Genomic DNA, 12,634 nt, shown 5'->3' on the forward strand with positions numbered 1-12,634 from the left:
CCGCCTGGCGGGCAGCCACCGGAGACGACCCCAGCGCCGCCCAGTGCGACGACCTGCCGCGACTCCTGGACCAGACGGGGCACGCCCTCGAGGTGGCCAACGCCGCGCGCCCTGATGCCGAGCGACTGGTGGAGGTGTCCCGGTCGTGCGAGGCGACCTCAGAGCGTCTGGCCCGTGCCACGGCCGACGCCTCCCGGCTGAGTGGCGAGCGCCAGAGCGCTCCCGGCCGACTCCGGAAGGCCGAGGCGAAGCTGGCCCAGGCCGACGCGGCCCAGCATCGGCTGGCCGCGTCCCTCACCTCGCTCCACGCCGCCCGTCAGCAAGCCGAAGCAGCGGTCGCTCTCACGGAGGTGACGGCTGCCCTCGAGCAGACACGGCTCGACCGGGAGGCGGCGCGCGAGCTGGTGGCTGACCTCAAGGAGGCATGGCTCTCGATTCGCGAGGCCCGACTCGACGGGATGGCCGCCGAGATCGCCGGCGCGATGGCCGTGGGCGCCAGCTGCCCCGTGTGCGGCTCGCACGAGCACCCTGCCCTGGCCGTGTCGGTCGCCGGCACCCCTGACGGCGCTGACGAGCGCGCTGCCCGCAAGGCGCTCGACGATGCCGAGGCGGTCCTGGTCGTCCTCGACGACCAGCTCCGCGAGTCGCAGTCGCGTCACACCCGACTCCTGACGCTCTCCGACGGGCAGTCGGCCGCCGCCGCGACCTCGGCCCTGGCTGAGCTCCACCGCTCCTACGACGAAGACGCTGCTGCTGCGGCGCGGCGTGCCGACCTGCAGACGACCGTCACCCGCCTGCGCCTCGCCGACGACGAGCTGCGATCCAACCATGAGCTCCTCATCCAGAGGTGTGCCGACCTCGAGTCCCGGCTCGAGCTCCACCGCGCTGAGCGGGAGCGCCTCAGCGATCGGATGGACGAGGTGCTGGCCGGCACCGGGTGTGCCACGGTGGCCGAGCTCGTCCTGCTGCGCACGAGCCAGCACGAGGCCGCCGCACGCCTGTGCGCGGCCAAGGAGCTCGTCGCCATGGCCGAGCGCGACCTCGCCAAGGCACAGCGCGCCCTCACCGACGCCGCCACGGGCGCCGGGTTCGAGTCTGCCGAGGACGCCCGGTCGGCCCGGCTCGCCGAGACCGAACGGGACGCGCTGCTCGACGAGATCGCCCGGATCGATGATGCACAGCGAGCGGCGCGGTCGGTGCTGGACGACCCCGAGCAACAAGCCGCGGCCGCGCTCCCGCGGCCCGACGTCGAGGCACTGGTCGCCGCACACGCTGCCGCCGAGATCCGGGCGCGGGCCGCGCACGCCCGACACGACGAGGCTGCGCGTCGCCATACCCGACTCTGCACGTTGGGCGACGAGACCGCCGCGGGGCTCGCGCGGTGGGCGCCCGTACGCGACGAGCTCGAGCTCACGGCCCGACTGGCGCTCTTCGCCGAGGGCAGGTCGCCCGACAACGCCTTGCAGATGAGGTTGTCGGCCTACGTCCTGGCCCACCGGCTCACCCAGGTCGTCGCCGCGGCCAACGAGCGCCTGGCGGGCATGAGCGACCAGCGTTACTCGCTCGAGCACACCGGCCGGCGAGGCGCCGGCGAGACGCGAGGCGGACTGAGCCTGTTGGTGCGCGACGACTGGTCGGGAGAGGCCCGCGACCCGGCCACGCTGTCGGGAGGTGAGACGTTCGTCGTATCGCTGGCGCTCGCCCTCGGGCTCGCAGACGTCATCACCCAGGAGGCGGGCGGCGCCGACCTGGACACGCTGTTCGTCGATGAGGGGTTCGGCTCCCTCGACGCCGACACCCTCGACGACGTGATGGACACCCTCGACGGTCTGCGCGACGGCGGCCGGATCGTGGGGGTGGTCAGCCACGTCGCAGAGATGCAGACTCGCATCCCCGGCCAGCTGCGCGTGACCAAGGGCCGGGGCGGTTCACACCTCGGCGTGAGTATCGGCTGACCCTCACGGCTGCGTCGACCACAGGGAGACGTCCAGTCCCCAGTCCTCGGTCAGTCGGCGCACCTGCGGGCGATACAGCACCTCCAGGGACTCGAGAAGGCCCTCAGGCGGCGTCCAGGAGGCCTGGCTGCTGGACCGAGAAGGACGATCGACGTCCTGGAGCGGGACCGGGCTGGCGCCCAGCCGCGCCCATACCTCGTCCACCGCACGCTGCGGGTCGGTCCGCACCGCTTCGTAGACCATGACGTGCAGCCGACGGCGACCCACGTGGTGCGCCCACATGGCCAGCTGGTCGGCGTAGAACCCGCTGAAGGTCTGGACCGTCATCGGCACCGGGTAGGGCCACGGCGACGTGGCTCGCGTCGCCGCCAGTCGCAGCGCCGAGACGAAGCGGTCGACCGGATCGCGCAGCAGCACCAGCACGGGCACGTCCGGGCCGAGAAGGCGCGCGGCCGTTGCCGGGGCTGACGCGTGACGGAGGTACTGCGGCGTCCAGTCCCCTCGGCTGATGCCGTCGGCAGGAAAGAGATCGAGGTACGCCGACTCCGGCTCGACACCGTCACCGACCTTGTGGAGCAGGTGCTGTTCCTTCTTGCCGTTGGTCCCCAGCCCGACCGCAGGATGCTGTGTCAGCAGGTCGGTGAACCACGTCGTCCCGGAACGCTGTGCGCCGATGCCCAGCCAGGCCGGTGTCGTCATGGGCGTCACCCTAACGACTGCGTTAGGTTCGACCCATGATCGATGCGACCTTCGCTGAGCTGCCCTACCGGAGTCTCGGCGACGTGGCCCTGGCCCGCGCTTCGGAGCTCGGCGCCACCCATGCCGACTTCCGCTTCGAACGCGTCCGCTACCAATACCTCGGTGTCCGCGACGGCGTCCTCCAGACGGCCAGCGACGCCGAGGACCTCGGCTTCGCGGTGCGGGTGATCCACCGGGGGGCCTGGGGTTTCGCCTCGGGTGTCGTCCTGACCGCGGAGGAGGCCCGGCGCGTCGCCGAGACCGCGATCGGCGTGGCGGAGGTGGCTGCCGCGATGACGACCCAACCGGTGCAGCTGGCGCCCGAGCCGGTCCACGACGACGTCACCTGGGTCTCCGCCTACGACATCAACCCCCTCGAGGTCGCCACGCCCGAGAAGGCGGCCGTGCTGATCGACTGGTCCAACCGGTTGCGCGAGCACGCTGTCGTCGGCCACGCCACGGCCACGCTGCAGCAGGTGCAGGAGAACAAGTACTACGCCGACCTCGCCGGCACGCGGACGACCCAACAGCGGCTCCGGCTGCAGCCCGGGTTCGAGGCCACGGGCTCCGACGACGCGACGGGGGTCTTCGACTCGATGGCCTCGATCGCCCCACCCGTGGGGCGCGGGTGGGAATACCTCACCGACGGCGCCTACGACTGGGACGCCGAGCTCGCCGAGGTCCCCGAGCTGCTGGCTGCCAAGCTCGCTGCCCCGGGCGTCCAGGCCGGGGAGTACGACCTCGTCATCCACCCCTCCAACCTGTGGCTGACCATCCACGAGTCGATCGGCCACGCCACCGAGCTCGACCGCGCGCTGGGTTACGAGGCCAACTACGCCGGCACCTCGTTCGCGACCTACGACAAGCTCGGGACGCTGCAATACGGCTCGGAGGTCATGAACGTCACGGGCGACCGCACCCAGGAGCACGGCCTCTCCACCGTCGGCTTTGACGACGAGGGGGTCCAGACCCGCGAGTGGGACATCGTCAAGGACGGCGTGCTCGTCGGCTACCAGCTCGACCGGTCGATGGGACACATGAAGCCCGAGCTCCACGACGGCCGCTCCAACGGGTGTGCGTACGCCGACTCGCCGGGCCACATCCCGATCCAGCGGATGGCCAACGTCTCCCTCCAAGCGGCACCGGACGGGCCGAGCACCGATGAGCTGATCAGCCGCGTCGAGCGCGGGATCTACATCGTGGGCGACAAGTCGTGGTCCATCGACATGCAGCGCTTCAACTTTCAGTTCACCGGCCAGAGGTTCTTCAAGATCACCGACGGCAAGCTCGACGGACAGCTACGCGACGTGGCCTACCAGGCGACGACCACCGACTTCTGGAACTCCATGGAGGCGGTCGGTGGCCCGGAGACCTGGCAGCTGCACGGGGCCTTCAACTGCGGCAAGGCCCAACCGGGACAGGTCGCGGCCGTCAGCCATGGCGCCCCGACCGCGCTGTTCCGCGGCGTACGCATCCTCAACACGACCGACGAGGCAGGCCACTGATGTCCACCACCACGCCCCAGCAGCTCGTCGAGCACGCCCTGGCCGGCTCGAGCGCCGACGACGTCATCGTGATCGTCCGCGACACCTCCAGCGCCAACCTCCGCTGGGCCAACAACACCCTGACGACCAACGGGGTGATGGTGGGGGTCGACGTGACCGCCATCTCGTTCGTCGCCGCCGGTGACGGCGTCGCGGTGGGGACCTCTGCGGGCAGCGCCAGCACCCCGGAGCAGGTGAGCGCGCTCGTCGCGGCCGCCGATGCGGCTGCCAGGTCGGCCACCGCCGCCGAGGACGCCGCCGAGCTGCTGGGCGACCGCGTCAGCCCCGACTGGGACACCGCCCCCGAGCGGACCGACATCCGCGTCTACGACGCGTTCGCCCCTGCACTGGGCGAAGCGTTCCGGGCGGCCACCGCCGAGGACCGGATCCTGTACGGCTTCGTCAACCACGACGTGGTGACCACCTACGTCGGGTCCTCGCGAGGTCTCCGGCTGCGCCACGTCCAGCCCACCGGGCACTACGCGTGCACCGGCAAGGACGCGAGCCTGTCCCGGAGCGCCTGGGTGGGTGGCGCGACCCGCGACTTCCTCGACGTGGACGCCACGTCCATGGCCGAGAAGGTGAAGCAGCGGCTCGCCTGGGCGGAGCGGCAGATCGAGCTCCCCGCCGGGCGGTACGACACGATCCTGCCGCCGAGCTCCGTGGCCGACCTGATGATCGACGCCTACTGGGGCGCCGGTGCCCGGGTGGCCCACGAGGGCGAGTCGGTCTACAGCAAGCGTGGCGGCGGCACCCGCATCGGTGAGCAGCTCGCCAGGGCGGGCGTGCACCTCTACTCCGACCCGGCCTACCCGGGCCTCGAGTGCGCCCCCTTCAACGTCGCCGGCGCGTCCGACAACACCGAGTCGGTCTTCGACAACGGCTTGGAGCTCGGTCGCACCGACTGGGTCACCGACGGCCGGCTCGCCGCGCTCCTCCAGACGCGGCACTCCGCCACCCTGACCGAGCAGCCCGTCACCCCGATGGTCGACAACCTGGTCCTCGAGGTCGACGGCGCCAGCGGCTCCGAGCAGGACCTCGTGGCCGGCATGGAGAAGGGACTGCTCCTGACCTGCCTGTGGTACATCCGCGAGGTCGACCCGCAGACGATGCTGCTGACGGGCCTGACTCGCGACGGCGTCTACCTCGTCGAGGGCGGGGAGATCGTCGGTGCGGTCAACAACTTCCGCTGGAACGAGAGCCCGATCGACCTGCTCAACCGCTTCTCGCACGCCAGCGAGACCGTGCCGAGCTTCAGCCGCGAGTGGGGCGACGACTACTTCTCGCGTACGGCGACGCCGGCCTTGCGGATCCCGGACTTCAACATGTCCAGCGTCAGCCAGGCCCAGTAGCCGACTGGGTCAGGTCTCCAGCGATCAGCCGTCGAGGTCAGGTCGCCCGCCCGGGATCGGTGCGCCTGCTTGGTAGGGCTCCCTCGTCAGGATGAAGGTGCCCACGTCGAGGTGGGAGACGGTGCCGTCACCTCGGTGTACGACCCGGAGCTCCTCGCCGGCGTGGTAGCCGCGGGTGCCGACGATCCGCGAGTCCTGCACGGCGAACCGCCAGTTCTCCACCCCACGGCGGCGAGCCACGAGGTCGCCGCCCTCGCAGGCCAGCACGAAGGGGGTGGGACCCCAGTGCCACACGCCCAGCACGTCCTTGAGCTCCGCCGGGACCACCTCGTTGGCCACCCACACGGGCGGGAGCGCGGGCTCCCACTTCTCGAGCTCGTCGAGCAGCGAGGCGCCGAAGGTCGTCACCGGGATCCCAGTCATCGCGTTGGCCAGCCCCACGACCCCGGTGCGCCGGCTGCGGTCGACCAGGCAGATGGCGTGGAACCCCGGCATGGAGCCGCTGTGGCCGACGAGCGTCCCGGAGCCGCCACGGAAGATCTGGAAGCCGAGCCCGTGGGCATAGGCAAGACCAGAGTGCTCGTCGCCCGACTGCGGTGTGAAGGCCAGAGCGAGGGTGTCGCGACTGAGCACGTCGGCGTGGCCGTCCAGCAGGAAGGCGCAGTAGGTCCCGAGGTCGGCCACGGTGCTCCACACCTGTCCGGCGGGTGCCATGGCGCCGGTGTCGGGCAGGGGCTCCGCGATGAGGGTCTGCGTGTAGGGGTGCACCGACCAACCCTGGGCGTGCGCGCCGGAGGCCTGGTAGGCCGTGCGCGTCATCCCGAGCGGGACCAGGATGCGCTCCGACACTGCCTCCCACCAGGACTGGCCGCGCAGGCGCGCGATGACCTCGCCGAGCAGGCCGTAGCCGAGGTTGGAGTAGTGGAACTGCCGGCCGGTCTCGAAGGCCGCTGCCGACCCGTCGTTGGCGGCGGCGAGCTCGTCGAAGGACCCGCCCTCGCTGCGCTCCCACCAGTCACCCGCCGGCTCGGCCTGGAGTCCCCCGGAGTGGGCCAGCAGCTGACGGATGGTGCGGTCGGCGTACCCGACGCCACCGAGCACCTCGGAGGCCGGCGCGTCGAGGGACAGCCGCCCCTCGTCGGCCAGCTGCAGGACGAGCACCGCGGTAAAGGTCTTGGTGATGGAGCCGATCTTGTACTGGGTGTCGTGCACCTCGCCCGGCACGGCGCCCACGCCCGCGCTCCACACGAGCTCGCCGTCGCGGACGACGCCGGCGACGACGGAGGGCACCTGTCCCTCCGCCTGTGCTGTCGCTACGAGCCAGCGCAGGCGGCGGTCCGTGATGTCGGCGAGCGGCCGGCTCATTCGGCGAACGCCTCCGGCGGCGGGCAGGCGCAGACGAGGTTGCGGTCGCCGTACGCCTGGTCGATGCGTCCCACCGGCGGCCAGTACTTGTCCGGATCGATGCCCGTCGGGAAGACACCGACCTGGCGGGAGTAGGACCGGTCCCACTCGCCCACCAGCGCGCGGGCGGTGTGCGGGGCGTGGCGCAGCGGCGACTCCTCCGGGCTCCACTCCCCTGCCTGCACGCGGTCGATCTCGCCACGGATGGCGATCATCGCGTCGCAGAACCGGTCGATCTCCGCAAGGTCCTCGGACTCGGTCGGCTCGACCATCAAGGTCCCGGCGACCGGAAACGACATGGTGGGTGCGTGGAAGCCGTAGTCGACGAGCCGCTTGGCGACGTCGTCGACGCTGACGCCGGAGTCCTTGGTCAGACCGCGTACGTCGAGGATGCACTCGTGCGCCACGAGCCCGCCGTGGCCGCGGTAGAGCACCGGGAAGTGCTCGCGCAGGCGGTGGGCGATGTAGTTGGCCGACAACACGGCGACGGCGGTGGCGCGGGTCAGTCCCGGGCCACCCATGAGTCGGATGTAGGCCCACGAGATCGGCAGGATCCCCGCGGAGCCGTAGGGCGCCGCGCTGATGGGCCCGATGCCGTCGCGCTTCTCGGTCTCGGGGTGCATCGGGTGCGAGGGGAGGTACGGCGCCAGGTGCGCGCGCACCGCCACCGGACCCACACCGGGGCCACCGCCGCCGTGGGGGATGCAGAACGTCTTGTGGAGGTTGAGGTGCGAGACGTCGCCGCCGAACTCGCCGGGCTTGGCGTAGCCCAGGAGCGCGTTGAGGTTGGCCCCGTCGACGTAGACCTGACCACCGTGGTCGTGCACGATCTTGCAGAGCTCGGTGATGCTGTCCTCGTAAGCGCCGTGGGTCGAGGGGTAGGTGACCATGATCGCGGCGAGCGTGTCGGCGTACTTCTCACACTGCATGAGCAGGTCGTTGAGGTCGACCGAGCCGTCGTCCCGGGCCTTCACCACGACGACCTTCATCCCCGCCATGACGGCCGAGGCTGCGTTGGTGCCGTGCGCCGAGGACGGGATGAGGCAGACGTTGCGCTCCGTGTCGCCGTTGGCCCGGTGGTAGCCGCGGATCGCCAGGAGCCCGGCGAACTCGCCCTGGGAGCCGGCGTTGGGCTGGATGGAGACCCGGTCGTAGCCGGTCACCTCGGCCAACCAGCCCTCGAGGTCGTCGACGAGCCGCCGATAGCCCGCGGCATCCTCCGCCGGGGCGAACGGGTGCAGGTCGGCGAAGCCGGGGAGGCTGACGGGCTCCATCTCAGTGGTGGCGTTGAGCTTCATCGTGCAGGAGCCGAGCGGGATCATGCCGCGGTCCAGCGCGTAGTCACGCCCCGAGAGCCGCCGCAGGTAGCGCAGCATCTGCGTCTCGCTGCGGTGGGCGTCGAACACCTCGTGGGTGAGGTAGTCCGTACGTCGTTCCAGCTCGGCCGGGATCGACGACGGTGCTGCCAGGTCGCTGTCAGGGGCTGGTACGCCGAACGCGCGCAGCACGCTCGAGACGGTGGACGGGGTCGTCGTCTCCGAGGTCGACAGGCCCACGTGGTCGGCGTCGACGAGACGCAGGTGGACGCCGAGGGCCCGAGCGGCAGAGACGACCTGGGCTGCTCCACCCGGGACGCGAGCGGTCAGGGTGTCGAAGAACGTCTCGTTGACGACCTCCACTCCCCCGGCTCCCAGGGCCGCGGCGATGCGAGCGGCGTAGTCGTGGGCGCGCTGCGCGATCGCCTTGAGGCCCTCGGGCCCGTGGTAGACGGCATACATCGATGCGACGACGGCGAGCAGCACCTGAGCGGTGCAGATGTTCGACGTCGCCTTGTCCCGGCGGATGTGCTGCTCCCGCGTCTGCAGGGCCAGCCGGTACGCGGGACGGCCCTCCGCGTCGATGGAGACGCCCACGAGGCGTCCGGGCAGGTGCCTCTCCAGCCCGGCACTCACGGACATGAATCCTGCGTGCGGGCCGCCGTAGAACAGCGGGACACCGAACCGCTGGGACGACCCCACGACCACGTCGGCGCCCATCTCTCCGGGGGCCTCGAGCACGGTGAGGGCCAGTAGGTCCGCGGCCACGACCACGAGTGCGTTGCGGTCGTGCGCCGCCTCGATGAGCGGACGCGGGTCGATGATGCGACCGCTCACGCCGGGGTACTGCACGAGCAGGCCACTGAGCTCGCCCTCGGGCAGACCGTCGGTGAGGTCCGCCACCACGACGTCGATCCCCATGGCCTCGCCTCGGGTCCGGACGACGTCGATGGTCTGCGGCAGGGCGTCGGCGTCGATCACGAACGGACCCTCGGCCTTGCGGTTGCCGCGGCGGACCAGGGTCATCGCCTCAGCGGCCGCGGTGCCCTCGTCGAGGAGGGAGGAGTTGGCGGTCGGCAGCCCGGTGAGGTCGCCGATCACGGTCTGGAAGTTGATCAGCGCCTCGAGCCGACCCTGGGAGATCTCGGGCTGGTACGGCGTGTAGGCGGTGTACCAGCTGGGGTCCTCCAGCACGTTGCGCCGGATCACCGGCGGGGTGATCGTGGCGTGGTAGCCGCATCCGATCATCGCCTCGGCCGGGCTGTTGAGCGCTGCCAGGTGGCGCAGTTCGCGGGCGACGGCGTCCTCGGTGGCCGCCTCTGGCAGGTCGAGGTGCGCGGCGGCACGGATGCCACCGGGCACCGCCGCGTCCATCAACGACTCGAGGGAGTCGTGTCCCAGCGTGGCCAGCATCGAGTCGATGTCGGCGGGTCGAAGGCCGATGTGGCGGTCGACGAAGGGCGAGTGAGGCGCGGACGAGTCCGTCATGGAGGCTCCCTGGTTGGCGGTTCAGCAGGCGCCTCCCCCTCTGTCGGCGGCGATCGAGCCCGCCTTCAGAGTTGCCTCCTCCACGCGGTCCGGTTGCCTGAGAGGTTCCGGGGAGGAATTGCCCCTTCGGCGCAACGCACGCGACCACGGGTGGCCGCACCGTCGACTCTCCCGCGCGGGATAGTCAGCGGGCCCAGCCTAGCCGGTCTCGCCCGAGAAACCCCGGCCGCTCATGCCAGCCGCACGCCGCGGCGGCGTGACGGCGATCCGATCGTGCCGCGGGTGACGCTCAGCCGCTCATGCGAGCCGCACGCCGCGCCGCGAGCTCGTCGCTCGGGCTGGCCGCGATGGCTTCGGCGGTGCGCTCACTGGGCAGCTCAGCGAGGGTGCCCTCGATCTCGCGCCAGACACCGCCGATGGCGATACCGAAGACGCCCTGGCCGCCCTGCAGGAGGTCGATGACCTCGTCGTTGCTGGTGCACTCATAGACGCTGGCGCCGTCGCTCATCAACGTGACGCGCGTCAGGTCGTCGGTGCCCCGCTCGCGCAGGTGCAGTACCGCGGTGCGGATCTGCTGCAACGAGATCCCGGCGTCGAGCAGCCGCTTGACCACCTTGAGGATCAAGATGTCCCGGAAGGAGTAGAGGCGCTGCGAGCCGGAGCCGGTGGCACCGCGGACGGTCGGCTCGACCAGTCCGGTGCGCGCCCAGTAGTCCAGCTGACGGTAGGTGATGCCAGCGGCGTTGCACGCCGTCGGGCCGCGGTAGCCGGTGCCGCTGGGGAGGGGCGAGACGTCGTCGGTGAAGAGCAGGCCCTGCTCGCCGGCGACCTCGGCCGCCTCGGCTGCCCGTGCAGCCGCCAAGCGGTCCTGATCGTTCTCGTTGACATCCACAGCGACCTCCACGGTCCTACTCCGTTGGGCGTAGCTCCGGGGGAAGAGGTTGGCAGAAGAGACAACCACACTGGTGGAGTTACAACAGAGACAGTTCAAGGTAGGCCGCCACACCGGCCGGGTCAATCGTGGCCGCGGCGTGTCGCAACCCTCAACCTTCACCTGAGAGTCAGAGTGACGGTTGGTCCTACTGAGCCTCGAAGTCCTCCGGCGAGACGTGGTCCAGGAACTCACGGAAGGCCTCGACCTCGTCCTCCTGCTCGGCCGGCACGGCCAGGCCGGCCTCGTCGAGCACGCCCTCGGCACACACGATCCGAGCCCCAGTGCGCAGCGCGAGCGCGATCGAGTCGGAGGGCCGGGCGCTGACCTCCTGCCCACTCTCGAAGACCAGCTCGGCATAGAAGACGCCGTCCTTGACGTCAGTGATGCGGACCTCATTCAGCCGCAGGCCCGTCGCGTCGAGCACGTCCTTCATCAGGTCATGGGTCAGGGGGCGCGGCGGCGTCACTCCCTGCTGGGCGAAGGCGATGGCGGTCGCCTCGACGGCGCCGATCCAGATCGGTAGGTAGCGCTCCCCACCCGACTCGCGCAACAGCACGATGGGTTGGTTGGAAGGCATCTCCACCCTGACTCCGATGACGTCTACTTCGCGCACTCGCCAACCCTACTCCGACCCGGATAGGCGGTCAGGAGCGACGCAGACCCGTCTTGACGAGCGTGGCATGCAGTCGCACGGACAGCGCCGCGATCTCGCTCACCGCGTCCTCAGCGCGACCCTGCGCCGACGCGTCTCGGCCGCGCTGCAGCGGGGCCACCACCTGCTCGACGAGCCCGACCTCGCGGTCTGCTGCCGTCTTGAAGGCCCGGAGGTGTCGGGGCTCGAAGCCGAAGTCGGCGAGTTGGCGTGCCGTCTGGGCCAGGACCAGGGCGTCGGTGTCGTAGTGACCCGTGCCGGCTCGTGGCGAGATGAGCGCGAACTGCTCGAGCTCGACGAGGAGGTCCTCGGAGATCTCAGCGATCTTGATCAGCTCACGCCTGGACAGACGCACGTCGTTGGTCCTGCGGAAGGACTCGGGCGACGGCAGCCCGTCGGCCGCCAGGGCGACCTTCGGCACGGTCGGCACCACCCCGTCGATCGCTGGCGGCTCGAGCCCGCGGTCGATGGCGTCGAGGTGCTCGCCGATCACCTTGTGGGGAAGGTAGTGGTCGCGCTGCATGCGCAGGATGTAACGGAGCCGCTCCACGTCGCTGCCGGAGAATTTCCGGTAGCCCGCAGGCGTGCGCTCGGGCTTGATCAACCCCTGGTCCTCGAGGAACCGGATCTTGGAGATCGTCACCCCCGCAAAGTCACCGCGCAGGAGGTCGAGGACCTGCCCGATGTTCATCCGCGCCCGGGAGGACGGAGCTGGTTCGCTCACCCCGCGGCGCTGGTGAAGTAGACGAGGCGGTACTTGCCGATCTGGACCTCGTCACCGTCGCTCAGCTGAACGGAGTCGATGCGGTCGCGGTTGACGTAGGTCCCGTTGAGACTGCCGACGTCGCTGACGGTGAAGTCACTGCCGTTGCGCCGGAACTCGGCGTGCCGACGTGACACGGTCACGTCGTCCAGGAAGATCTCGCTGTCGGGATGACGGCCCGCGCCGACGAGGTCGGTGTCCAGCAGGAAACGGCTGCCGGCACTGGGCCCGCGCTGCACGACAAGGAGGGCGTGCCCCTCGGGCAGCGCGTCGACTGCCGCAGCGTCGACCGGGCTGAGCTTGCGGTCGGAGGTGTCGACCGTGGGGACTCCAAAGGTGATGGTGGAGGTGCTGTCGTCCGGCACGTTGCCCTGCTCGGCCTCCGCTGACCCGGCGGCGGCGTCCTTGGCCACCAGTCGGGTGCCGCATTGCGAACAGAACCGCGCGTCGTCCGGATTCTGCTGGCCACAGGCGGTGCAGAACGGCAT

General features: G+C 70.7%; 10 protein-coding genes and 1 riboswitch. Of the genes, 3 read left to right on the forward strand and 7 right to left on the reverse strand.

The window, feature by feature from the left end; all coding sequences use genetic code 11:
- The coding region (locus tag JWN68_RS10815; protein WP_297738573.1) for an SMC family ATPase at positions 1-1,955 on the forward strand (1,955 nt) is incomplete at its 5' end.
- Positions 1,956-1,958: 3 nt separating this feature from the next.
- Here the strand turns inward: JWN68_RS10815 and JWN68_RS10820 are convergent.
- On the reverse strand, positions 1,959-2,654 hold the full coding sequence (locus JWN68_RS10820) for a sulfotransferase (protein WP_297738575.1): 696 nt from the start codon (positions 2,652-2,654) through the stop codon (positions 1,959-1,961).
- 35 nt (positions 2,655-2,689) lie between these two features.
- On the opposite strand from JWN68_RS10820, the gene JWN68_RS10825 reads away from it, so the two are divergent.
- Together JWN68_RS10825 and JWN68_RS10830 are read left to right on the forward strand one after the other, a co-directional pair.
- Entirely contained in the window at positions 2,690-4,198 is a 1,509-nt protein-coding gene (locus JWN68_RS10825; RefSeq protein WP_297738576.1) for a TldD/PmbA family protein, read from the forward strand.
- Positions 4,198-5,589 (forward strand): metallopeptidase TldD-related protein, encoded by a 1,392-nt coding sequence (locus JWN68_RS10830; RefSeq protein WP_297738578.1) that lies wholly within the window; start codon positions 4,198-4,200, stop codon positions 5,587-5,589. Before JWN68_RS10825 ends, JWN68_RS10830 begins: the two co-directional genes overlap by 1 nt.
- Positions 5,590-5,613: 24 nt before the next feature.
- Here JWN68_RS10830 and JWN68_RS10835 read toward each other — a convergent pair whose 3' ends face one another.
- From JWN68_RS10835 to JWN68_RS10860, 6 genes are all read right to left on the reverse strand, one after another.
- A complete protein-coding gene (locus tag JWN68_RS10835; RefSeq protein WP_297738580.1) occupies positions 5,614-6,954 on the reverse strand; it encodes a serine hydrolase domain-containing protein in 1,341 nt (446 codons plus the stop codon).
- Positions 6,951-9,797: an aminomethyl-transferring glycine dehydrogenase gene (gcvP, locus tag JWN68_RS10840; RefSeq protein ID WP_297738582.1), complete on the reverse strand. Its 2,847-nt coding sequence runs from the start codon at positions 9,795-9,797 to the stop codon at positions 6,951-6,953. Before gcvP ends, JWN68_RS10835 begins: the two co-directional genes overlap by 4 nt.
- Before the next feature lie 75 nt (positions 9,798-9,872).
- A riboswitch (glycine riboswitch) is annotated at positions 9,873-9,981 on the reverse strand.
- 105 nt (positions 9,982-10,086) lie between these two features.
- Positions 10,087-10,689 carry a MerR family transcriptional regulator gene (locus JWN68_RS10845; protein WP_297738584.1) on the reverse strand — a complete coding sequence of 201 codons (603 nt, stop codon included), beginning with the start codon at positions 10,687-10,689 and terminating at the stop codon, positions 10,087-10,089.
- A gap of 187 nt (positions 10,690-10,876) precedes the next feature.
- Positions 10,877-11,344 carry a bifunctional nuclease family protein gene (locus JWN68_RS10850; RefSeq protein WP_297738586.1) on the reverse strand — a complete coding sequence of 156 codons (468 nt, stop codon included), beginning with the start codon at positions 11,342-11,344 and terminating at the stop codon, positions 10,877-10,879.
- Positions 11,345-11,375: 31 nt separating this feature from the next.
- Positions 11,376-12,107 (reverse strand): MerR family transcriptional regulator, encoded by a 732-nt coding sequence (locus JWN68_RS10855; RefSeq protein WP_366519793.1) that lies wholly within the window; start codon positions 12,105-12,107, stop codon positions 11,376-11,378.
- The gene (locus tag JWN68_RS10860; RefSeq protein WP_297738588.1) at positions 12,104-12,634 is read right to left on the reverse strand and encodes an FHA domain-containing protein; all 531 of its coding nucleotides are present in this window, start codon (positions 12,632-12,634) and stop codon (positions 12,104-12,106) included. The genes JWN68_RS10855 and JWN68_RS10860 overlap by 4 nt, the downstream gene beginning before the upstream one ends.

This window comes from Nocardioides sp. (assembly GCF_025964975.1).
In the GTDB taxonomy this organism is placed as follows: Bacteria; Actinomycetota; Actinomycetes; order Propionibacteriales; family Nocardioidaceae; genus Nocardioides.

Coding starts and splice junctions, on each gene's coding strand:
- JWN68_RS10820 (WP_297738575.1), bottom strand. CDS start 2,654: ATGACGACACCGGCCTGGCTGGGCATCGGCGCACAGCGTTCCGGGACG.
- JWN68_RS10825 (WP_297738576.1), top strand. CDS start 2,690: ATGATCGATGCGACCTTCGCTGAGCTGCCCTACCGGAGTCTCGGCGAC.
- JWN68_RS10830 (WP_297738578.1), top strand. CDS start 4,198: ATGTCCACCACCACGCCCCAGCAGCTCGTCGAGCACGCCCTGGCCGGC.
- JWN68_RS10835 (WP_297738580.1), bottom strand. CDS start 6,954: ATGAGCCGGCCGCTCGCCGACATCACGGACCGCCGCCTGCGCTGGCTC.
- gcvP (WP_297738582.1), bottom strand. CDS start 9,797: ATGACGGACTCGTCCGCGCCTCACTCGCCCTTCGTCGACCGCCACATC.
- JWN68_RS10860 (WP_297738588.1), bottom strand. CDS start 12,634: ATGCCGTTCTGCACCGCCTGTGGCCAGCAGAATCCGGACGACGCGCGG.